This is a genomic window from Streptomyces sp. NPDC091272, assembly GCF_044757485.1.
GTDB lineage: Bacteria > Actinomycetota > Actinomycetes > Streptomycetales > Streptomycetaceae > Streptomyces.
In genome coordinates this window covers 411,915-433,700 of the sequence record NZ_JBIVVC010000003.1, presented here as the reverse complement: position 1 = coordinate 433,700, position 21,786 = coordinate 411,915, and the positions used below count along the sequence as shown (strand labels likewise).

19 protein-coding genes and 1 tRNA gene are annotated in these 21,786 nt (G+C 70.2%); 10 read left to right on the top strand and 10 right to left on the bottom strand.

Annotation, left to right across the window (positions count from 1 at the left end; all coding sequences use genetic code 11):
* The first annotated feature begins 7 nt into the window (after positions 1 to 7).
* The 4 genes from ACIQM4_RS11205 to ACIQM4_RS11190 are packed head-to-tail and all read left to right on the top strand — an operon-like array spanning position 8 to position 3,182.
* Complete coding sequence (locus ACIQM4_RS11205) at positions 8 to 187, top strand: hypothetical protein (RefSeq protein ID WP_401590130.1); 180 nt, start codon at positions 8 to 10, stop codon at positions 185 to 187.
* Positions 184 to 828: an aminodeoxychorismate/anthranilate synthase component II gene (locus tag ACIQM4_RS11200; protein WP_401589228.1), complete on the top strand. Its 645-nt coding sequence runs from the start codon at positions 184 to 186 to the stop codon at positions 826 to 828. The genes ACIQM4_RS11205 and ACIQM4_RS11200 overlap by 4 nt, the downstream gene beginning before the upstream one ends.
* Positions 825 to 2,381, top strand: a complete 1,557-nt coding sequence (locus tag ACIQM4_RS11195) for a class E sortase (protein WP_401589225.1) — start codon at positions 825 to 827, stop codon at positions 2,379 to 2,381. The genes ACIQM4_RS11200 and ACIQM4_RS11195 overlap by 4 nt, the downstream gene beginning before the upstream one ends.
* 60 nt (positions 2,382 to 2,441) lie before the next feature.
* Complete coding sequence (locus tag ACIQM4_RS11190) at positions 2,442 to 3,182, top strand: class E sortase (protein WP_401589222.1); 741 nt, start codon at positions 2,442 to 2,444, stop codon at positions 3,180 to 3,182.
* A gap of 267 nt (positions 3,183 to 3,449) precedes the next feature.
* Here the strand turns inward: ACIQM4_RS11190 and pknB are convergent, their stop codons facing one another.
* The 6 genes from pknB to ACIQM4_RS11160 form a co-directional block, all read right to left on the bottom strand.
* Positions 3,450 to 5,465, bottom strand: coding sequence for a Stk1 family PASTA domain-containing Ser/Thr kinase (gene pknB / locus ACIQM4_RS11185; RefSeq protein WP_401589219.1), 2,016 nt, complete (start codon positions 5,463 to 5,465; stop codon positions 3,450 to 3,452).
* A 277-nt stretch (positions 5,466 to 5,742) separates the two neighbouring features.
* Complete coding sequence (locus tag ACIQM4_RS11180; RefSeq protein ID WP_401589217.1) at positions 5,743 to 7,203, bottom strand: peptidoglycan D,D-transpeptidase FtsI family protein; 1,461 nt, start codon at positions 7,201 to 7,203, stop codon at positions 5,743 to 5,745.
* The gene (locus ACIQM4_RS11175) at positions 7,200 to 8,600 is read right to left on the bottom strand and encodes an FtsW/RodA/SpoVE family cell cycle protein (protein ID WP_401589214.1); all 1,401 of its coding nucleotides are present in this window, start codon (positions 8,598 to 8,600) and stop codon (positions 7,200 to 7,202) included. Before ACIQM4_RS11175 ends, ACIQM4_RS11180 begins: the two co-directional genes overlap by 4 nt.
* 15 nt (positions 8,601 to 8,615) lie before the next feature.
* Positions 8,616 to 10,115: a Stp1/IreP family PP2C-type Ser/Thr phosphatase gene (locus tag ACIQM4_RS11170; protein ID WP_401589211.1), complete on the bottom strand. Its 1,500-nt coding sequence runs from the start codon at positions 10,113 to 10,115 to the stop codon at positions 8,616 to 8,618.
* A 150-nt stretch (positions 10,116 to 10,265) separates the two neighbouring features.
* Positions 10,266 to 10,787 (bottom strand): FHA domain-containing protein, encoded by a 522-nt coding sequence (locus ACIQM4_RS11165; protein WP_401589209.1) that lies wholly within the window; start codon positions 10,785 to 10,787, stop codon positions 10,266 to 10,268.
* Positions 10,788 to 10,797: 10 nt separating this feature from the next.
* Positions 10,798 to 11,643 (bottom strand): FhaA domain-containing protein, encoded by an 846-nt coding sequence (locus tag ACIQM4_RS11160; protein ID WP_401589206.1) that lies wholly within the window; start codon positions 11,641 to 11,643, stop codon positions 10,798 to 10,800.
* Positions 11,644 to 11,953: 310 nt separating this feature from the next.
* Here ACIQM4_RS11160 and ACIQM4_RS11155 point away from each other — a divergent pair.
* A tRNA-Leu gene (locus ACIQM4_RS11155) sits at positions 11,954 to 12,036 on the top strand.
* A 111-nt stretch (positions 12,037 to 12,147) separates the two neighbouring features.
* A complete protein-coding gene (locus tag ACIQM4_RS11150; RefSeq protein WP_401589204.1) occupies positions 12,148 to 13,863 on the top strand; it encodes a glycosyltransferase in 1,716 nt (571 codons plus the stop codon).
* A 121-nt stretch (positions 13,864 to 13,984) separates the two neighbouring features.
* On the opposite strand, the gene ACIQM4_RS11145 is transcribed toward ACIQM4_RS11150, so the two are convergent.
* A complete protein-coding gene (locus ACIQM4_RS11145) occupies positions 13,985 to 14,422 on the bottom strand; it encodes a MarR family winged helix-turn-helix transcriptional regulator (RefSeq protein ID WP_401589201.1) in 438 nt (145 codons plus the stop codon).
* A 97-nt stretch (positions 14,423 to 14,519) separates the two neighbouring features.
* Here ACIQM4_RS11145 and ACIQM4_RS11140 point away from each other — a divergent pair, with 97 nt between their 5' ends.
* From ACIQM4_RS11140 to ACIQM4_RS11125, 4 genes are all read left to right on the top strand, one after another.
* Positions 14,520 to 15,815 carry a hypothetical protein gene (locus tag ACIQM4_RS11140; protein ID WP_401589199.1) on the top strand — a complete coding sequence of 432 codons (1,296 nt, stop codon included), beginning with the start codon at positions 14,520 to 14,522 and terminating at the stop codon, positions 15,813 to 15,815.
* Positions 15,816 to 16,042: 227 nt separating this feature from the next.
* The gene (locus ACIQM4_RS11135; protein ID WP_401589196.1) at positions 16,043 to 17,500 is read left to right on the top strand and encodes a DUF2252 domain-containing protein; all 1,458 of its coding nucleotides are present in this window, start codon (positions 16,043 to 16,045) and stop codon (positions 17,498 to 17,500) included.
* A gap of 89 nt (positions 17,501 to 17,589) precedes the next feature.
* Complete coding sequence (locus ACIQM4_RS11130; protein ID WP_401589193.1) at positions 17,590 to 18,432, top strand: hypothetical protein; 843 nt, start codon at positions 17,590 to 17,592, stop codon at positions 18,430 to 18,432.
* Positions 18,433 to 18,513: 81 nt separating this feature from the next.
* A complete protein-coding gene (locus tag ACIQM4_RS11125) occupies positions 18,514 to 18,858 on the top strand; it encodes a rhodanese-like domain-containing protein (protein ID WP_401589189.1) in 345 nt (114 codons plus the stop codon).
* Positions 18,859 to 18,876: 18 nt separating this feature from the next.
* Here the strand turns inward: ACIQM4_RS11125 and ACIQM4_RS11120 are convergent, their stop codons facing one another.
* The 3 genes from ACIQM4_RS11120 to paaD form a co-directional block, all read right to left on the bottom strand.
* Entirely contained in the window at positions 18,877 to 20,013 is a 1,137-nt protein-coding gene (locus tag ACIQM4_RS11120; protein ID WP_401589186.1) for an acyl-CoA dehydrogenase family protein, read from the bottom strand.
* A gap of 183 nt (positions 20,014 to 20,196) precedes the next feature.
* Entirely contained in the window at positions 20,197 to 21,261 is a 1,065-nt protein-coding gene (locus ACIQM4_RS11115; RefSeq protein WP_401589184.1) for a 2Fe-2S iron-sulfur cluster-binding protein, read from the bottom strand.
* A complete protein-coding gene (gene paaD, locus ACIQM4_RS11110; protein WP_401590127.1) occupies positions 21,262 to 21,771 on the bottom strand; it encodes a 1,2-phenylacetyl-CoA epoxidase subunit PaaD in 510 nt (169 codons plus the stop codon).
* Positions 21,772 to 21,786: the final 15 nt, after the last annotated feature.

Below are 21,786 nucleotides of genomic sequence, written 5' to 3'. Positions count from 1 at the left end.
GGGCAGCATGTACGGCTGGATCTGGCGGCATCTGCCGGGCAACGCGTGGGTGCGGGCATTCCTCTCGCTCCTGCTGATCCTCGCGGTGGTGTACGTGCTGTTCCAGTACGTCTTCCCGTGGGCGGAGCCCCTGCTGCCGTTCGGTGACGTGACGGTCGACGGAAAGAACGGGACGAACGGCTCATGAGCGCGCGCATTCTGGTCGTCGACAACTACGACAGCTTCGTCTTCAACCTGGTCCAGTACCTCTACCAACTGGGCGCCGAGTGCGAGGTGCTCCGCAACGACGAGGTCGGGCCGGAACACGCCCAGGACGGCTTCGACGGCGTGCTGCTGTCCCCCGGGCCCGGCGCGCCGGAGCAGGCGGGCGTCTGCGTCGACATGGTCAGGCACTGTGCGCAGAGCGGAGTTCCGGTCTTCGGCGTCTGTCTCGGGATGCAGTCGATGGCGGTGGCGTACGGCGGCGTCGTCGGCCGGGCCCCGGAGCTGCTGCACGGCAAGACGTCACCGGTGCTGCACGAGGGCGCCGGGGTGTTCGCCGGGCTGCCGTCGCCCTTCACCGCGACTCGCTACCACTCCCTCGCGGCGGAACCGGCGTCCGTTCCTTCCGAGCTGGAGGTGACCGCGCGGACCGCCGACGGGATCGTGATGGGACTGCGGCACCGCGATCTCCCGGTCGAGGGCGTGCAGTTCCATCCTGAGTCGGTACTCACCGAGTGGGGGCACCTGATGCTGGCCAACTGGCTCGTCCAGTGCGGCGACACCGAGGCTGTGGGGCGGTCGGTGGGGTTGGCTCCGGTGGTGGGTGCGGGTAAGGCCGCCGCGTGACGGCGCTCCGCCCCGAACACGACGCCGCCGGGTACGGCGCGCCCCAGGAGTATGCGTACGGGTACGACGACCGGCAGCAGCAGGCGTACGGGGCGCAGCAGTACGGCGGCCAGGACGAGTTCGGGACGGACGGCCTGGGCGCGGCGGTGGACCGGCTCGCGGACCCGCTGAACGACCCGCTGCCGGGCCAGGAGCAGCCTGGCGGGGCCCCGGGGGCCCACGGGGCGTACGACCCGTACGCGGGGCAGCAGGGGGCCGTACAGCCGCCCCCGTATCCGCAGCCGTACCAACAGACGCAGCGTCAGTACCCGCAGCCCCAGGCACAGCCCCCGTTCCACCCGCAGGCCCAGCCCGAGGAGTGGTACGACCCCGAGGGCTACCGGCGCGACTGGTACGGCACGCAAGTGCCTCCGGCCGCCGGGCAGGACTACGTGCCGACACCCGGAACCTACGTGCCCGTGCGCGATACCTACGTGCCGGCGCCCGAAACCTATGTGCCGGCGCCCGAAACCTATGTACAGCCGCAGTCGCAGCCTCCGGTGTTTCACGGACAGCCCGAGGCACCTGAGGCATACGAGGCGTACGCGGAGCCGGAGTCCTACGCGCCCTCCGGGCCGCGGACGTACGCCCCGCCCCGGGCCTACGCCGCGGAACAGCCCGCGAACGACGAGACCTTCGCCATTCCGACGATCGGCCGGGCCGCCGACGGGCGCCGAATAGTCGGGTCCGATTCCGAGGCGGCGTCCGAGCACGCGTCCGGGCCCTCGGTGGATCCGGAGCCCGGCCCGGAGCCCGCCCGCGAGCCCGAGCCCGAGCCCGGAGGCCGTGCCGCGCGCCGCCGGGGGGCCAGGGCCGGTGCTCCGGCGCGCAAGGAGGGCGCGGGAGTCGTCGTCAGCCGGTTCGTCGGGGAACTGTTCATCACCTTCGGCGTGGTGATGCTGCTGTTCGTGACGTACCAGCTGTGGTGGACCAACGTCCGGGCCGGGATGCAGGCCGACGGGGCCACGCACAGCCTCCAGGACGGTTGGGCGAAGGGCGGAGCGAAGCCGAAGGCTGCCGGGGTGTTCGAGCCGGGCCAGGGTTTCGCGATCATGCACATCCCGAAGCTGGACGTGAAGGTTCCGGTGGCCGAGGGCATCGACAAGCACAAGGTGCTGGACCGGGGCATGGTCGGGCACTACGCGGACGGCAAACTGAAGACGGCGATGCCGGGCGACAAGCAGGGGAACTTCGCCGTGGCGGGGCACCGCAACACGCACGGAGAACCGTTCCGTTACGTCAACCGGCTGCTGAAGGGCGACAAGATCGTCGTGGAGACGCAGGACGCGTTCTACACGTACGAGATGGTGTCGATGCTGTCGCAGACGTCGCCGTCGAACGTCTCGGTCATCCAGCCGGTGCCGCGGGGGTCCGGTTTCACCAAGCCGGGCAGGTACCTGACGCTGACCACGTGCACCCCGGAATTCACCAGCACCTACCGGCTGATCGTCTGGGGCAAGATGGTCGACGAACGGCCCCGGAGCAAGGGCATGCCGGCGGCACTCGACGGCTGAGGCGGCCGGGACGGCCGGGACCCGGCGCCGGCCGGGGGCCAGGACACGAGGGACGGTGCGGTGGCAGCGAGGACCGGGCAGGACGAGCGGACGGACGCAGAGGTGGCGCCCCCGCGTCAGGCCTCGCGTGCGCGCGGGCGGGTCGCGGGTGCGGTCAGTGTCTTCGGTGAACTGCTGATCACCGCGGGGCTGGTGCTCGGCCTGTTCGTGGCGTACTCGCTGTGGTGGACCAATGTGCTGGCCGACCGCGAGGCGGGCCGGCAGGGCGACGACGTGCGGCACAACTGGGAGAGCACCGAGCCGGGCGCCCTGGACACCAAGGACGGCATCGGGTTCCTGCACGTACCGGCGATGAAGAACGGTGAGGTGCTCGTCAAGAAGGGCACCGCCACCGAGGGGCTCAACGCGGGCGTCGCGGGCTACTACACGGATCCGGTGAGGTCCGCGCTCCCGTGGGAGAAGCAGGGCAACTTCTCGCTGGCCGCGCACCGCGACGGGCACGGGGCGAAGTTCCACAACATCGACAAGCTGAAGAACGGCGACTCGATCGTCTTCGAGACGAAGGACCTCTGGTACGTCTACAAGGTGTACGCGGCCCTGCCGGAGACGTCGAAGTACAACGTGCAGGTGCTGGACGCGGTCCCCAAGGAGTCCGGCAGGTCAGGGCCCGGCCGCTACATCACCCTGACGACGTGCACCCCGGTCTTCACGTCGAAGTACCGCTACGTGGTGTGGGGCGAACTGGAGCGCACGGAACGCGTGGACGCGAAGAGGACGCCGCCGGCAGAGCTGGCACGGTAGGGAGCAGGCGGACCGGCTGCGGCCGCGTACGTGTTGGGACGCTGGGGACCGGGCGGGCAGCCGGCTGCGGCCGCGTACGTGTTGAGACGCCGGGGACCGGGCGGACCGGCTCCCGAGCCGGGACGGCAGGGGTGGGCGGACCGGCTGCCGTCGCGGTACGTGCGAGGGCCCCCGGCACGGTGTGTGCCGGGGGCCCTCCTCGCTGTGCTGAGGTTCCACCGGGTGGCAGCCCGGCCCCAAGATCTTGGTGCCGGGCCGGTGCGGCGGTCAGTCGCCGAACAGGCCACCGCCGCCGTGGTCGCCGCCCCCGCCGATGGCGAACACGACCACCGTGGAGCCCTTGGCGACCATGGTGTTGCCGCCCGGGTTGACGGACATGACCCTGGCGTCGTCCTTGTCGCTGCCTCCGGGAGCGGGCTGGACGGTCAGCTCAAGGCCCTCCAGGATGCCCTTGACCTCGCCGTAGGACTTGTTCGCGAGGTCGCCCGGGATCTGCACCTGGTTGTCGCCCGGCGGCGGGGGCTCCTGCTGCTTGGCCTTGGCGACGATCAAGGTGATGCCGGTACTCGGCAGCGCCTTGCCCTTCACGCTCTGGCTGACAACGGTGTTCGGCTGCTGGTCGGACTCCTGCTCGGCCTTGCTCACGCTCTCGAACCCGAGGTTCTTGAGGGTGGCCTCGGCGGCCTCGTAGGTCTGACCGGTCAGGTCCGGGACGGTCAGCGTCTTCTTCTTGGCGATGGTGATGGTGACCTCGGAGTTCTCCTCCGCGGACTCACCGCCCTTGGGAAGCTGTTCGATGACCGTGCCCTCGGTCTTCTCGGACTCGGCCTGCTTGACCTTGGGCGTGAAGCCCGCGTCCTTCAGCCGCTCGGTGGCCCGCTGCTCGCTCTGCTCCACGACGTCGGGGACCGCGACCTTGGGGGCGCCGGTCGAGACGACGACCGTGATGGTGTCGCCCTTGTCGACCTTCCCGGACTTGGGGCTCTGCGAACAGATGAGGCCCTTCTCCTGGTCCTTGCAGGGTTCGTCGGTCCGCGAGAGCGTCACATCGACCGCACTGGCGGACCGTTGCGCCGCGGCGAACGTCTGCCCGACGAGCTTGGGCACATCGAAGGATTCGGGCGCCTTCTTGCTGTTGAACAGGGCGTTGCCGATCAGGACCGCACCGATGAGGACCAGAACGCCGGCCAGGGCGAGCAGGATCGTCGAGGTGTTGCTCTTCTTGGGCTGCTGGCGGCGGCGGCCGGTCGGCTCGTCATAACCGCCGCTGCCCTTCCCGTTGCCGTAGCCGTCCCCGCCACTGCCGACCGGCGGCATCATCGCCGTCTGACTGCCACCGCCCTGGCCGGCCTGGCGAAGCGCGGTGGTGGGCTGGTCGTTGCTGCCGTACGAGTCGTAGCCACCGTAGCCGACCGCGCCCATCGCAGCGGTCGCGGCGACCGGGCGGCCGTCCAGACAGGCCTCGATGTCGGCACGCATCTCGTCGGCCGACTGGTAGCGGTAGTCGGGGTCCTTGGTCAGGGCCTTGAGGACGATGGCGTCCATCTCGGGCGTGATCTCGGGGTCGAAGTTCGACGGAGGCTGCGGTTCTTCCCGTACGTGCTGGTAGGCGACCGCGACCGGGGAGTCCCCGATGAAGGGGGGACGGACCGCGAGGAGTTCGTAGAGCAGACAGCCGGTGGAGTACAGGTCGGACCGTGCGTCGACCTGCTCGCCCTTGGCCTGCTCCGGGGAGAGGTACTGGGCGGTGCCGATGACGGCCGCGGTCTGGGTCATCGTCATGCCGGAGTCGCCCATGGCGCGGGCGATGCCGAAGTCCATGACCTTGACCTGGCCGGTGCGCGTCAGCATGACGTTGGCCGGCTTGATGTCCCGGTGGACGATCTGGGCGCGGTGCGAGTACTCCAGTGCCTGGAGGATCCCGACCGTCATCTCCAGGGTGCGCTCGGGAAGCAGCCTGCGACCGGAGTGCAGGAGCTCGCGCAGCGTCGACCCGTCGACGTACTCCATCACGATGTACGGGAGCGAGACCCCGTCGACGTAGTCCTCGCCGGTGTCGTAGACGGCCACGATCGCCGGGTGGTTGAGTGAGGCGGAGGACTGGGCCTCACGGCGGAACCGGGCCTGGAAGGACGGATCGCGGGCGAGGTCCACCCGGAGCGTCTTCACAGCGACGGTGCGGCCGAGCCGGGTGTCCTGGGCGATGTAGACCTCGGCCATGCCACCACGGCCGAGCACCGAGCCCAGCTCGTACCGGCCGCCGAGGCGACGCGGCTCTTCCATAGCTAATCCAGCCCTCTCCGTCTGTCCCGACCGCACCCGTGCGTGGTCCGGCGGTGTGCTGTTCGCGCATACGGTACCGGGCGGTCCGCACCCGGTCGGCCCGCGACCGTCACCTGATACCCGACCGGTACGTCAACGTGCGCGAATGTGACGGGGTGGTGACCGGGGTCACTCCCCGGGCGTCCGGAGCGCCCGGCGATGTTTCACGTGAAACATCTCGGACGTCCCGCGCACGGGGGGATGTTTCACGTGAAACATCCCCCCGTCCTGGCCGTGCCTACTTCGCGCGGTCGAGCACTGCCTTCATGACGTTCTTGGCGATCGGCGCCGCGAGACCGCCACCGGAGATGTCGCCGCGGGCGGCGTCACTGTCCTCGACGACCACGGCGACCGCCACCGGGGAGCCCTTGTCGGTCTTGGCGTAGGAGATGAACCAGGCGTACGGGTCACCCTCGTTGTTCACGCCGTGCTGGGCGGTACCGGTCTTGCCGCCGACGGTCACACCGTCGATCTGGGCGCCGGTGCCGGTGCCCTCCTTCACGACGGTCTCCATCATCTGCTGGACCTTCTGCGCGTTGTCCGCAGACAGCGGCTGGCTCATCTCGACCGGGTCGGTCTGCTTGATGACGTCCAGGTTGGGGTCGGTCAGCTTGTCGACCATGTACGGCGTCATGAGCTTGCCGTCGTTGGCGATGGCGGAGGTGACCATGGCCATCTGGAGGGGGGTGGTGGCCGTGTTGAACTGGCCGATGGAGGACAGCGCGGTCTGGGAGGCGTTGAGCTCCTTGGGCCAGACACTCGCGTTGGAGCGGACGGGGGTGAACTGCTCGCTGTTGAAGCCGAACTTCTCCGCAGTCTCCCGCATCTGGTCCTTGCCGAGGTCGGCGCCCAGCTTGCCGAAGACCGTGTTGCAGGACACCCGCAGGGCGACGCGCAGCGTGGCGTTCTTGCAGGGGATGTCGCCCTCGTTCGGCAGCGGGGTCGTCGTGCCGGGCATGATCCACGGCAGTGGCGTGTCGGTCGGCGCGTCGATGTCCGTGATCTTGCCGTGCTCCAGCGCGGCGGCCGCCGTGACGACCTTGAACGTCGAGCCGGGCGGGTAGGTCTGGCGCAGCGCCCGGTTGAGCGAGATGTCGTCCGGGTTGACCTTCTTGTCGAGCTTCTTCCACTCCTCGTCGTCGCCCATGCCCGCGATCTTGGAGGGGTCGTACGAGGGGGTGCTGGCCAGCGCGAGGATCTTCCCGGTCTTCGGGTCGAGGGCCGCGACGGCGCCCTTCTTGCCCTTCAGGCCGTCGTAGGCGGCGCGCTGCGCGTCACCGTTGAGGGTGGTGACGACGTTGCCGCCCTTCTTCTCCTCACCGGTGAACAGCGAGAGGGTCCGGTCGAAGAAGAGACGGTCGTCGGTGCCGGTGAGGATGCCGTCGTTGAGGTTCTCCAACTGGGTGGCGCCGTAGACCTGGGAGGCGAAGCCCGTCACGGGGGCCCACATGGCCCCGTCCTTGTACGTGCGCTTGTACTTCAGGTCGCCGCTCTTGGCCACCGTCGAGCCGGTGATGGCCTTGCCGTCGACGATGATGTCGCCGCGCGGGTGGGCGTAACGCTCCACGAGGACACGGCGGTTGTCAGCGTGGTTCTTGAGCTCGTCGGCCTGGACGAACTGGACCCAGTTGACGCGGACGAGCAGCGCGAGGACCAGGATTCCGCAGAAGATTGCGACCCGGCGCAGGGGCTTGTTCACGGTCGGACCACCTGGGTCATCTCGGCGTCGGGGGACGGGGCGGGGGCGGGCGCGGGGCGCCGCGCGGTGTCGCTGATACGCAGCAGGATCGCCACGAGCGCCCAGTTGGCGATCACGGAGGAACCGCCCTGGGCAATGAACGGCATGGTCATGCCGGTCAGCGGGATGAGGCCGGTGACGCCGCCCGCGACGACGAAGACCTGGAGGGCGAAGGCGCCGGACAGCCCGATGGCGAGGAGCTTGCCGAAGGGGTCACGGGCGGCCAGCGCCGTACGGATGCCGCGCTCGATGAGCAGCCCGTACAGCAGGATGATCGCCATCAGGCCGGTGAGGCCCATCTCCTCGCCGATGGTGGCGAGGATGTAGTCGCTCTTGGGGGCGATGCCGCCGATGAAGCGGGAGTAGCCCTGGCCGAGACCGGAACCGAAGAGGCCGCCTGAGCCGAAGGAGAACATCGACTGGGCGGTCTCGGTGACTCCACCGTTGGACGCGAGGGCCAGCGGGTTGAGCCAGTTGTGGACACGGGTCTGGACGTGGCTGGCGAAGGACGCCACACCGACCGCGCCCGCCGCGCTGAGGGAGAGCCCGAAGACGACCCAGCTGGTGCGCTCCGTGGCCACGTACAACATGATCACGAAGAGGCCGAAGAAGAGCAGCGAAGTGCCCAGGTCGGTCTCGAAGATCAGGATCATCAGGCTGAGCGCCCAGATGGCGATGATCGGCCCGAGGTCGCGGCCGCGGGGCAGGTACATCCCCATGAAACGGCGGCTGGCGAGGGCGAGCGCGTCCCGTTTCACCATGAGATAGCCGGCGAAGAAGATCGCGATGATGATTTTCGCGAACTCGCCCGGTTGCAGCGAGCCGAGCCCCGGGATGGTGATCCAGATCTTCGCGCCGTTCACGCCGGGGAAGAACATCGGCAGGATCAGCAGTACGAGGGCGACCACCATGGAGATGTAGGTGTAGCGCTGCAGTACGCGGTGGTCCTTCAGGAGCAGCAGGACAGCCAGGAAGAGCGCGACACCGACGGTCGACCACATCAGCTGCTTGGCCGCCATCGGCCCGCCGAGTTTGGCCGTGGTGATCAGCGGTTCCTGGTCGAGGCGCCAGATGAGGACCAGCCCGAGCCCGTTGAGCAGGGTCGCCACGGGCAGCATCAACGGGTCCGCGTACGGGGCGAACTTGCGCATCATCAGGTGCGCGACGCCGGCCAGGAGGCTGAGCCCGATCCCGTACCCGAGCATGCCCGTGGGCAGGGAGCCGTCCTTGGCGAGTCCCACGTTGGCGTACGCGAAGACCGGGATGGCGACGGCGAACGCGAGCATGACCAGCTCGGTGTTGCGCCTGCTCGGTGCTTCGATCGCGCCGATGGTGGTCGTGTTGGTGACAACGCTCATGGTGGTGTGGGCCCCCTACGGTGTGGCCGGCTTACCGCACTGCGAGGCCAGTTCCTGCTCTTCCTCGGAGAGGGTGGGACCGGGAGCGGGGGCGCTCGGAGTGGGTGTGGCTGCGGTCGGCGGAGTCTTGGCGCCCGGCGTCTTGCTGGGCTTGGGCGTCGTCGGCTGCTTCGGCGGCGGCGCCGTGCGCTGTTCGGACTTCTTCTTGCAGGCGGACGCCTGGAGCGCGAGCTTCTCGATCTTCTCGCGTGCCTGGGCAAGGTCACCGGCCGGCAGCGTGTCCTTGACCTCCTTGGACTGGAAGTCCGGGAGGTACTTGAGTTCGATCTCGGGGTGGTCCTTCTCGATCTTCGAGAGCGAGACCAACGGCAGTTTCTGGTCGACGCCCCGGTAGAGCGCGACGTGCTCGCTGCTGGCGCCGACGTAGTACTGGGTCTGCGTCCAGCGGTAACCGCCGTACAGACCGCCGCCGACGACGGCCAGCGCGAGTACGAGGAGGAGCGATCTCTTGAGCCACTTGCGGCCGGGGGACTTCACGAAGTCCTCGCCGTTGTACATGTCGAACGTGTCGTCGGGGAGGCTCCCCCCGTACCCGCCGCTGCCACTGCCCGCCGGGCCGAAGCTGCCCGAGGGCTGCTGCGGCTGCGGGGTGGGCGCGGGACGGCCGAGGCCGGCCGCCCGGCCCGCCGGGGTCTGCATGGCGCCGCTGTCGTGCGACGAGATCTGGTTCTCCGCGACGGCGCCGACGATGACCGGGGTGTCGTTGAGCCGGCCGGCCAGGGTGTCGTTGCCGTCGACGTCCAGCACGTCCGCGACGATGCAGGTGATGTTGTCGGGACCGCCGCCGCGCAGCGCCAGCTCGATCAGGTGCTGGACGGTCTCCTGCGGGCCCTGGTAGCTGGCGAGCGTCTCCTCCATCGTCTGGTGGGACACGACGCCCGACAGGCCGTCGGAGCAGATCAGGTAGCGGTCACCGGCCCGGACCTCACGGATGGAGAGGTCCGGTTCCACGTGGTCGCCGCTGCCCAGCGCGCGCATCAGCAGGGAGCGCTGCGGGTGGGTGGTGGCTTCCTCCTCGGTGATGCGGCCCTCGTCGACGAGGCGCTGCACCCAGGTGTGGTCCTGCGTGATCTGGGTGAGGACGCCGTCGCGCAGCAGGTACGCGCGGGAGTCCCCGACGTGCACCAGGCCCAGGCGCCGGCCGGTCCACAGCAAGGCGGTGAGCGTGGTGCCCATCCCCTCCAGCTGGGAGTCCTCCTCGACCATCATGCGCAACTGGTCGTTGGCCTGCTGCACGGCGGTGCCCAGGGAGGTCAGGATGTCCGACCCGGGCACGTCGTCGTCGAGCTGGACCAGCGTGGAGATCACCTCGGACGAGGCGACCTCACCGGCGGCCTGGCCGCCCATGCCGTCGGCGATCGCGAGAAGGCGGGGGCCGGCGTAGCCGGAGTCCTCGTTGCCCTCCCGGATCATGCCCTTGTGCGATCCGGCGGCGAAGCGCAGGGACAGACTCATACGCACCTCACCCGTCGGCTCCGGGTACACCGGGTTTCGAGCCACACTGCCCACCCTCCGGTCGGGAGCGCGCTCCGGCCCGTGGCCAGGGCGCTGTGGCCCTGTGCCGGGGCCGCTGCGGCTCGCTCGCTCCGCTCGCTCATTGTCGTACTACTTCCGCAGCTCGATGACGGTCTTGCCGATGCGGATCGGTGCGCCCAGCGGAATCGGTTGCGGCGTGGTGAGCCGGTTCCGGTCGAGATAGGTGCCGTTGGTGGATCCCAGGTCCTCGACGATCCAGTTGCCGTCGCGGTCCGGGTAGATCCTGGCATGCCTGCTGGAGGCGTAGTCGTCGTCCAGCACGATCGTCGAGTCGTGCGCGCGGCCCAGCGTGATGGTCTGCCCCTGGAGCGCCACCGTGGTTCCGGTGAGGCTGCCTTCGGAGACGACCAGCTTGGTCGGGGCGCCGCGGCGCTGGCGTTGTTGCTGCTGCGGGGGCGCGGCCTGTTGGCGCCCCCCGCCGGTGTTCTGCTGCTGGGTACGCGTGTCGGACGCATTGCCGCGGCGCGAGCCGCGTTGCGTGACGCGCGTACCGAACAGGTCGCTGCGGATGACCTGGACGGCCACAATTACGAATAGCCACAGGACAGCTAGGAAACCTAGCCGCATGACCGTCAGGGTCAGCTCTGACATTGCCCCCGCTTCACCCTTCGGCTTGCCGGTAAACGATGGTGGTGCTGCCCACGACGATCCGCGAGCCGTCGCGGAGCGTAGCGCGGGTGGTGTGCTGGCCGTCCACCACGATGCCGTTGGTGGACCCGAGGTCCTGGATCGTGGCGGGCGTGCCCGTGCGGATCTCGCAGTGTCTGCGCGAGACCCCGGGGTCGTCGATCCGTACGTCGGCCTCGGTGCTGCGGCCCATCACGAGGGTGGGCCTGGAGATCTGGTGGCGGGTGCCGTTGATCTCGATCCAGCGCCGGATCTGGGCGCCGGGCATGGGCCCGGGGCCTGCTGCGGGTGCGCGCCGGTCGGCGCCCGGCGCGGGGCGGGCCGCGCCGCCGGGCGGGGCCTGCGGCATGGGCGGTGCGCCGCCGGACGCCGCGGGCGGGTAGCCGTACCCACCACCGCGGGGAGCGGCGGGGCCCGGCTCGGAAGGGGCCGCGACCTGCGAGGTGCTCGAGGCGAGCGTGCGGCTGCGTACTCGGTACAGACCTGTGTCGAGGTCGTCCGCCTTCTCCAGATGGACCTTGATGGGGCCCATGAAGGTGTAGCGCTGCTGCTTCGCGTAGTCGCGGACCAGGCCCGAGAGCTCGTCGCCCAACTGGCCGGAGTACGGGCTCAGCCGCTCGTAGTCCGGGGTGCTGAGTTCGACGATGAAGTCGTTGGGGACGACGGTCCGCTCGCGGTTCCAGATCGTCGCGTTGTTGTCGCACTCGCGCTGGAGGGCGCCGGCGATCTCGACGGGCTGGACCTCTGACTTGAAGACCTTGGCGAAGGTGCCGTTCACCATGCCTTCGAGCTTTTGTTCGAAACGCTTCAGGACTCCCATGGGGCACCTCCTCCGTCGTTGTCGTCCTGGTACTGCTTACTGATCGTATCCACGCGCCGGGAAAACGGCTGGTTCCCCTTGTCCGCCCAGTCGATGAGTGTCACCCCTCACAAGGGATCGTAGAGGTGGCCTCCTGACAGTGTCCCGCACGCGTGCTCCTCCCTTGAGGAGTGGGTGCCGGAGGGCCGCGTTCCACTGGCGGGTCCCCGGAAACTATGCGTGTGAACCCACCCCGACCAGCGTGCTAATCTTCTTCTTGTCGCCAACCGGTCGCACAAACCAGTGCGGAGAATCGAACGACTTCACTCATGCGCGAGTGGCGGAACGGCAGACGCGCTGGCTTCAGGTGCCAGTGTCCTTAGGGACGTGGGGGTTCAAATCCCCCCTCGCGCACTTTCAAAGAATCGGGTCTCACCGTGAAAACGGTGGGGCCCTTTTCTGTATGTCCTTTTGCTGGCCCTGCTCGTCCCGGCCGGGCCGGTGTACTGCTGGTCGGAGGCGGATGTGACGCGGTCGAAGCTGTTCGGTGTCGGTGCGCTGGTGCTGACGGGGGCGGCCGCGGCGCAGCAACTGACGCTGGCCGTGGGCCTCGGGGGCTGGCTGCCCGGCTGGCAGCCCTGGCCCTACCTGCTGCTCGCGGCGGTGCTGTGGCTGATGGCGAAACCCTGGTGGCTGGAGAACGGGCCGGACACCGGCGGAGTTCCCGGATTCATCACGGCGGCGGAGAAACGGCTGAGACGGATCCCGGCGTGGGCGTACGTGGTGGTGGTCCTCGCCCTGGCCGCGGGGGTGTGGGCCTGGCTGCAGGACTTCGAGCCCTACCTCGGGCACGAGGAGGCGGTCTACGCGAACAAGGCGCGCTTCTGGTTCGACGGGACGCCTGACGCGGGCTGGGGCGTCTACCGGCCGGTCGGACTGCCCGCGTTGGGCGCACTCGCACTCCGGCTGACGGGATATCAAGGACACGCCTCGGGCGGTGGCACGGGGGCGCTGCGGGCGGTCGCCCTGGTGCTGGCCCTGGTGATGCTCTGTACGACGTATCTCGTGGCACGCGCGTGGACGACGCCCCGGCGGGCCGTGGTGGTGGTGCTGGTGCTGCTGAGCGGGCTGGGATTCCTGCGGCGCGTGCCGGAGTACCTGAACGACATCGGGTCCACCGCGCTGCTGCTCATCGTGGTGTTCCTGCTGGTCACGGCGCAGGAGCGGGCGGGGACGAAGGCGGGCGCGCGGGCCGTGCTGCTCGTGCCGTTCGTCGCCCTGGCGGCCTTCTACCTGCGGTACGGGGTGGTGGGCAACCTGCTCGCCGTCGCGCTCGCCGGCGTACTCGCCTACGGGCCACGGGCCTGGCTCGCCCTGGGGTGGCGGCTGTGGGCGGCGGCCGGGGTGCTCGCACTGGGACTCGTGCCGCACCTCCTCCACGCAACACAGCGCACCGGCAAACCGCTGGGGATGATCCTCTCGGCCACCTCGCAGGCCAACCGGGAGTACGTCGGCGACGGACTCGTCTACTACCTGGGCGTCTTCCCCTACCGGCTGGCGGGCGACCTGGGCGCGGTGGTGATGGCGGCGGGAGTCTGCGCGGCGGTCGCGGCGTGGCTGCGGGTACGGCGGGAGCGGCGGGGGCGTGGCTCCGGCGCACCGTCGCGGCCCGACGACCGGCGGCGGGTGTTCCTGGGGTCCGCGGCGCTGCTGGTGTTCGTGGTGCTGGGGATGGCGACGGACGGCGAACCTCGCTTCGTGTACCTGCCGGTGACACTCCTCACCGTGCTCGGCGTACAGGCAGTGGCGGAGCTCACGCGCGCGTGGGCGCCGCGGGTACTGCTGTGCGTGGGTGTACTCGCCGGGCTGACGGTGGCGGGCACGGCGCAGGCGGTGGCGCACGGCGCGATGCCGGGTCCGGCGTCGCTGGGTGCCTCGACGGTGCCGGTGGCGCGGGCGCTGGCGGCGCGGGACGGGGAGAGCTGCCTGATCGTCACGGGGTACGAGCCGGAGTTCGGCTGGTACTCGGGGTGCGACGCGGTGACGTACGGCCAGTACGGGCGGTTGCGGGTGGAGCCGGGGACGAGAGTGAGCTTCGTGCGGTTCGACAAGGGCCGCTTGCAGCCGGACGCGGCGCGGGTGCGGCAGCTGCTCGACGGTCGCCGGGCGACTGTGCTGCGGATGCCGGCGGTGGACGGCGGCTCGGCGGGGGCGGCGACGGTGTGGAGCGTGCGGTTCTGATGTGAGTCTGATGTGAGGGGGTGGGCGGGGCGAGTTGCTGGCCGCCGGGGGGCGGGACGCGCGGGTTCACGGGGGGCGGCCCGTGCGGGGCCGAGTGCACGGGTGGTGGTGCGCCTCGTGGTCAGGCGCCGCTGTTGTTGTAGCGCAGCAGGTACGACGCGAAACGGGTGAGGTCTGCCTCCGACCACTCCGACAGGCGTTCCTGGTAGGCGGCGTGACGGCTCGCGTGGGTGGCGGTCAGGGTGGCCGTACCCGCCTCGGTGGGGTGCAGGACCTGGACGCGGTGGTCGTCGGGGTCCGGCCGGCGCTCCACCAGGCCGAGCCTTTCGAGGGCGGCGAGCTGACGGCTGACGGTGGACTTGTCGAGCATGTAGTGGGTGGCGAGGTCGGTGGCGCGGCAGCCCTGCTGGTCGTGGATGTGCGCGAGGAGCGTGTACGAGACCAGCGGCAGGTGGGGGTGGAGACGGGCCGCGGTGGCGCGGGCCCGGCGGGCGAAGGCGGTCAGCTCGCGTTCGATGGTGTCGACGGCCGTGGTGCGCCGCGGGTGCTGGGTGGTCATTGGGGTGTTTTGCCCTCCGCTCGATTGGTTGTAGAGTACATCCATCGATGTGGTTGTAATTACCAACCACTGTGTCGTGTCCCCCTGGAGTCTGTTGATGTCTGCGTCCCCCCTCACTCGGAGCGGCACGGGAGCGTCGCTACGGCACGTTCTCGTCCACCTCGTCACCCCCCTGCTGATGTGCATCGGCATGGGGCTGGCCTACCTGGGCGCCTTCCACGCCCCCGAACCCCACAACCTGCGGGTCGACGTCGTCGGCTCCGGCCCGAGCACGCAGGTGCTCGCACAGACCCTGCACGACAAGGGCGCGGGCGCACTCGACGTGCGTACCGTCGCGGACCGGTCGGCGGCGCAGTCGCAGCTCATGGACCGTGAGATCTACGGAGCGTACGTACCGGGAGACAAGCCCGAACTGATGGTCGCCAGTGCGGGGTCCGACACGACCGCGACCGTCGTCCAGAAGGTCTTCACCGAACTGGCCGCCAAGCAGGGCGCACCGCTCAAGGTGACGGACGTGGCCCGCGTGTCGGCCGGCGACCCGACAGGACAGGGACTGTTCTTCCTGCTCGTCGCACTGAGCATCGGCAGTTACGCGTCGGTGGCGGTGATCGGCGGAGCGGGTGCGGTGCTGCCGCTCAGGATCAGGGCACTGCTCTCCCTGGGCATGTCGCTGGTGGTCAGCGCGATCGGTGCGGTCTTCGCAGGCCCGCTCTTCCACCTCGTGGACCACGGCCTTGCCGGGGTGTGGGCGATGTCCTGGCTGTACTCGGCGGGCATCCTGCTGGTCGGCGTCGGGCTGCACACCTACCTCAAGAGGTGGACGACGCTGAGCGTGATGGTGCTGTTCGTGATGCTCAACTTCACCAGCTCGGGCGGCATATTCCGGCCCGAGCTCCAGTCCGGCTTCTTCGCCTCTCTGCACTCCTTCTGGAACGGCGCCGGCTTCATCGAAGGGGCACGCGGACACGTCTACTTCGACGGCAACGGCGTGGGACGCAGCGTGCTGGTGCTGGCACTGTGGTTCCTGGTGGGCGTCGCCGTGCTCGGCGTGGCGGCACTGGGCGAAGCGGCACGGCGTCGCACGGCGGTCGAGGCGGGGACCGATGCCGTCGTGCCGGCCGCCGACTCGACGGCCGGGGGCCCGGCCGCTCGTCCGGCCGCTCGGCGGGGGCACGGGGCACACGCCGCCCCGGCATCTGCGGAACACCGGGCAGGCCACGAGGCGTACGCCGCCACGGACGCCCAGGAACACCGGGCAGGACACATGGCACACGCTGCGCCGGACGCGCAGGAACACCGGGCAGGACACGGGGCACACGCTGCGCCGGACGCTCGGGAAGGCTCGGCGGAGGGGTCGGTCGAGGAAGAGCTGGAGGAAGCGGTAGGCGTGTGAGCCGGACAGGGCCGGGGGGCTCCAAGCCTGGCTGCCACGCGGTGAACAACAACGGCCCCGGGCCCGGTACCCCGTACCGGACCCGGGGCCGTTCCTCATACTTTTCCCCGGTTATCCACAACCAGCCTCCCCACCACCGAAACAACGGCGATACCGTCGTTTGCAGTTGAAGTCGGAGCCGCACCGAGCGGCTCCCGGTGCGGTACCGAGCGGGGGGAGGCGGCGCGATGAGCGAGGCCGGCAGCGCAATGGGGGTCGAGCGGATCCCGGTGGTGGAGGGCTTCGCCCGGCGGACCGCCCCGGATGCCGGGAAGGCGGGTGCGGGCGCGCCCGGCGCCGACCAAGCCAGGTCGCGCAAGCGGGAGGGGAAGGCCCTGCGCGCCGAGGTGCCGCGACGGACGCACAGCACGGCGGTGTTCGACGCCGCACGCCCGGACGCGGTGCGCGCCGTCGAGGAGTCCGGCCGGGGCCGCGTTGCCTCCCTGACACCACTGCGGGTGGGGCGGATGGCCGCTTCCCCCTTCTCCTTCCTGCGGGGCGCCGCCGGGCTGATGGCCCACGACCTGGCGGGCACCCCCGTCACCGGCGTGGCCGCGCAGATATGCGGCGACGCGCACGCAGCGAACTTCGGGATCTACGGCGACGCCCGGGGCCGCCTCGTCATCGACCTGAACGACTTCGACGAGACCGTCGTGGGGCCGTGGGAATGGGACGTCAAGCGGCTCGCGACCTCACTCGTACTCGCGGGACGTGAGGCAGGGGCGGACGAGGACACCTGCCGGAAGGGTGCGTTCGACGCGGTCGGCGCCTATCGGCGAACCATGCGTCTGATGGCGAAGATGCCCGCGTCGGACGCCTGGAACGCGATAGCCGACGAGGAGCTCGTCTCCCACACCGATGCCCGTGACCTGCTGGGCACCTTGGAGAAGGTCTCGGAGAAGGCACGCAAGAACACCAGTGCGCGCTTCGCCGCCAGGTCCACGGCACGGGCCGAGGACGGCAGCTGCCGCTTCGTGGACGCCCCGCCGGTCCTGCGCAGGGTCCCCGACGCCGAAGCGGCGGCGGTGGCGTCGGCACTCGGTGAGTACCTGGGCACGGTCGCGCAGGACCGGCTGCCCCTGCTGGCCAGGTACGCGATACATGACGTGGCGTTCCGGGTGGTCGGCACCGGCAGCGTCGGCACCAGGTCGTACGTGGTGCTGCTGCTCGACCACCGGGGCGAACCGCTGGTGCTGCAGGTGAAGGAGGCACGGCCGTCCGCCCTGGCTCCCTACCTCCCGAAGGCCGGGTTCGCGATACCCGAGCAGGACCACGAGGGGCGGCGGGTGGTGCTCGGACAGAAGCGCATGCAGGTCGTCAGCGACATCCTGCTCGGTTGGTGCACGGTCGACGAACTGCCGTACCAGGTGCGGCAGTTCAGGAACAGGAAGGGGAGTGTGGACCCGGCGGCGCTGGAGGCCGACCAGGTCGACGACTACGGAAGGATGACCGGCGCACTCCTCGCCCGCGCACACGCGCACAGCGCGGACCCGGAGCTCGTCGCCGGCTACTGCGGGAAGAACGAGGAGTTCGACGAAGCCGTCGCGGACTTCGCCGTGACGTACGCGGACCGTACGGAGGCCGACCACGCCGTGCTGGTGACCGCCGTCAAGAACGGAAGGATCGCGGCGGAGACGGGGGTGTGAGGGATGGGGCCGGGGGCGGGGAGGGAGGGGCGGGGGGAGGGGGGGAGGGGGAGCCCCCCGGCAGTGGCTCGGGACCGTACGCTGGATGAGTGACTCAGGATGCCGCCGGGGGACCGGCTACCCCCAAGGAAGACGTACGGCCCGGCGAGGGTGCGGCCGGTGAGCGGCCCGAGGCGCGGTTGGAGAAGGCGGTGGGGGCCGCCGAGCAGGCCTTGATCGAGTTCGAGATCGCGGTCGACACCTTCCGGATCGAGGTCGAGAATTTCTCTCGGCTGCACCACCAGAAGCTCGGCCCCATGTACGCGCGGCTTGACGAGCTGGATGCTCAGATCGCGGAGGCTCGGGCGCACAGGACCGGGGACCCCGCGGACGTGGCGAAGGCCCGGGAGGCGCGGGCGCTGGTCATGCCGATGCCGGGGGTCGAGGAGTTGTTCCACGACTGGATGGACTCCGACGGGCTGTCCCCCGAGGCCGCCGCGATGCTGACCGAGCAGCCGGTGCGGCCGCCGGAGCGGGTGCGGCCCAGCGAGGAGGCCCGGAAGCTGTACCGCGAACTGGTCCGCAAGGCGCATCCCGACCTGGCGCGCGAGGAGGCGGAGCAGGCCAGGCGTGAGGAGTTCCTCACCCGCGTCAATGCCGCCTATGCGCGCGGCGACGAGTCCCAGCTGCGAGACCTGGCCGAGGAGTGGGCGGCCGGCCCGGTGCCCGAGGTGCGGCGCAGCGAGAGCGAGGAGCTGTACGCGCGGTTGGAGTGGTTGTCGCAGCGCAAGGAGCTCCTGACGCTCGTCGCCCGTGACCTGGAGGAGAGCGCCATCGGCTCGATGCTGCGGATGGCCCCGGACGATCCCGACCGGTTGCTGGAGGAGATCGCCGAGCAGTTGCTCGCGCAGGTCTCCGAGCGGGAGGGCGAGCTGGCCCGGTGGGTGCAGTAGCGTTCCCGGGCGGGTGCGGCCGAGGTGTGGCCGTGGCCGGTGTGAAGGATCTGTCTGTGTGTACGAGAGAAGGCCTGACCCATGAATTTCGCCTCCATGCCCTCGGTGGATGTCGCGTCGGTACCGGCTGACGGCCTGGTGCTGGATGTCCGGGAGACCGACGAGTGGGCGGCCGGGCACGTCGAGGGTGCGATGCACGTACCGATGAGTAATTTCGTGGCCAGGTTCGGTGAGGTCACCGAGGCGGTCTCGGACGGCCGCCGCGCGTATGTGATGTGCCGGGTGGGCGGTCGGTCCGCGCAGGTCACGCAGTACTTGGTGCAGCAGGGCGTCGACGCGGTGAACATCGAGGGCGGGATGCTCGCCTGGGACGGCGCCGGCCGGCCGATGGTGGCCGACGGCGACGCCCCCGCGTTCGTGCTCTGAGGTTTCCGGCCCCGGGTTTCAGCCCAGTGGGTGGGCGGCCAGCAGGTCGCCCAGGGCCTCCTCGTGGGCCGCGGCCGGGCCGAGGGAGAGTTCCAGCTGCTTGGCCCAGGCGTGGTAGCGGTGCAGCGGGTAGTCGGTGTCGGCGCCGAAGCCGCCGTGCAGGTGCTGTGCGGTCTGGACGGTGCGGCGTACGCCGTCGGATGCCCAGATCTTGGCGACCGCGACGTCCGCGGCGAGGGGCAGCGCTCCGCCGGCGCCCGTACCTAGGCGCCAGGCCGCCTGCCAGAGGGTGGCTTCCATGGCACGCAGATCGATGTAGCGGTCCGCTGCCTGGACGGCGACGGCCTGGAACGTGGCCACGGGGAAACCGAACTGCTCGCGCTGCGAGGTGTATTCGGCGGACATCGTGAGGACGCGTTCCCCGAGCCCCAGAGCTTGGGCGCAGGTCCCCGTGATGAGCAGGGCGCGCAACCACTCCCATGCACCACCGTCGGTGATCACCTCGTGCGGGGCACCGCGTACGGCGTCCAGGCGTACCTCGGCGAGGAGTTCGCCGCTGGTGGAGACCTGGTCGGTGAGGGTGACGCCGGTACGGTCCCGGGGGATCAGCGCGAGTACGGTGCGGCCTTCGGCGGTGTGGGCGGGCACCGCGATCCGGTCGGCGTGCTGGGCCCATGGGACGGCGGTCTGCACGCCGTCCAGGGTCCAGGCGTCCTGGTCCGACTGCTGAGCGGTGACGGCGAGTTCGGCGGGGTCGTGTCCGGTGCGCCCGTGGGCCGCCGCGGTGAGGACGAGCTCGCCGCGTCCTGCCGGGGGCAGGAGTTCTGCGGCGAGTTCTTTGGTCGCGTACCGCTGTACGGCGAGTGCGACCGCGCTCGTCTCCAGCAGGGGTACGCGGGCGAGGACCTTGGTGGCTTCCCGCAGGACGAGACACAGTGCGATCGGGTCCAGGCCGGCGCCGCCGTGTGCCGGTTCGAGGAGGAGGCTCAGCAGGTCGGCGCCCGCGAGTTTCGCCCACAGTGGCCGGTCGAAGTCGTCGGCGACGGCGCCCGGGGTAAGTGCCGGACTCGGGACTGCGTCGGGCGCCACCCCGGCGAAAACGGCTTTTGCCGCCTCGGTGGCCGCCTGCTGCTCCTCGGTGAAGGTGAAGTCCACTGCCTGCCCTCCCGTACCCGTGCAAGCTCGGTTGCCTGACGGTGCGTCAAGATAGAACACGTTCTACGGGAAGGGAATGGCGGCGCGGCCACGTCCTCGTCCTGCGGGTGCCCGGCTGTGGGTCCGGGTTTCCGGCCGTGCGTCCAGGTGCCCGCCGGGACCCAGGTGCGGCGCCTGCGGCTCTCAGCGGTCGAAGTCCAACTCCACCTCTGCGGTGGCCGGGTGGGACTGGCAGGCCAGTACGTACCCCGCGTCGGTCTCCTCCGTCTCCAGCGCGTAGTTGCGGTCCATCCGTACCTCGCCCCGTACGAGGAAGGCGCGGCAGGTGCCGCACACTCCGCCCTTGCAGGCGTAGGGGGCGTCCGCACGGGCCCGCAGCACCGTGTCCAGGAGTGCTTCGCCGTCCTGGACCGGCCAGGTGCCGGACCTGCCGTCGAGCGTCGCGGTCAGGCTGCCTCCCACGGCGGCGGGGACGGTCGCGGCCGGTCCGGCGGCAGCTGCGCCGTCGTCGACGTGGAAGATTTCCTCGTGGATGCGGTCCCTGGCGACGCCGAGTGTGCGCAGTGCCCGTTCGGCGCCCTGGACCAGGCCGAGTGGCCCGCACAGGTACCAGCCGTCGATCTCCGTCACCGGCAGCAGCGCGGGCAGCAGTCCCGTGAGCCGTTCCTCGTCGAGCCGTCCGGACGGCAGGCCCGACTGCTGTTCCTCCCGGGAGAGGGCGGTGACCAGTTGGAACCGCTCGGGGAATCGGTCCTTGAGGTCGGCGGTCTCCTCCAGGAACATCGTGGAGGCGGCGGTCCGGTCGCTGCGGATCAGGCAGAACCGGGCATCCGGACGCCGGGTGAGCAGGGTGGCCGCGATCGAGAGAACCGGGGTGATGCCGCTGCCGCCGACGATCGCCGCGAAGTGCCCGTCCCGCGGTTCCAGGGTGAAGCGGCCTGCCGGTGGCATCGCCTCGACGGTGTCCCCGACCAGTAGTTCCTTCAGGGCGTACGTGGAGTAGGCGCCGCCGTCGACGAGGCGGATGCCGACCCGCAGCATCGGTTCGGCGGGGGCTTGGGTGGCGGGTGCGCAGATCGAGTAGGTGCGCCGAATTTCCTGCCCGTCCACGATCCGCCGTAGCGCCAGGTGCTGGCCGGGGGTGTGCCGGAAGGTTTCGCGCAGTTCGGGCGGCACCGCGAGGGTGACGGCCACCGCATCGTCGGTGAGCCGCTCGATGCCCTGGACCCGGAGCGGGTGGAACGGCATCTACAGCTCCTTGAAGTGATCGAAGGGTTCGCGGCAGGAGATGCAACGGCGCAGCGCCTTGCACGCGGTGGAGGAGAACCTGCTGAGGAGTTCGGTGTCGATGGATCCGCAGTGCGGGCACCGGATGGCGAGGGAAAGGGGTATCGGCTCGTCAGTGGCCTCGCGGGTGGCGCGTGGCGGTGCGATTCCGAACTCGGCGAGTTTGCGCCGCCCTTCGGGGCTGATGTCGTCCGTGGACCAGGCGGGGGCGAGGACGGTGCGCACCGTCACCTCGGGCATGCCGCCGGTTTCGTGGAGTATCCGCTCGATGTCCGCGGACATCGCCTCGATGGCGGGGCAGCCGGTGTAGGTGGGGGTCAGGTCGACCTCGACCCGGCCGGGGCCGGGCACGTGGACGGCGCGCAGCACGCCGAGTTCGCCCAGGGTGAGGACGGGGAGTTCGGGGTCGGGGACCGAACCGGCCAGTCGCCGCAGTTCCGCTTCCAGCGCGGTATCCGAATCCGAACGCAACGCGGTGTCCTCCTC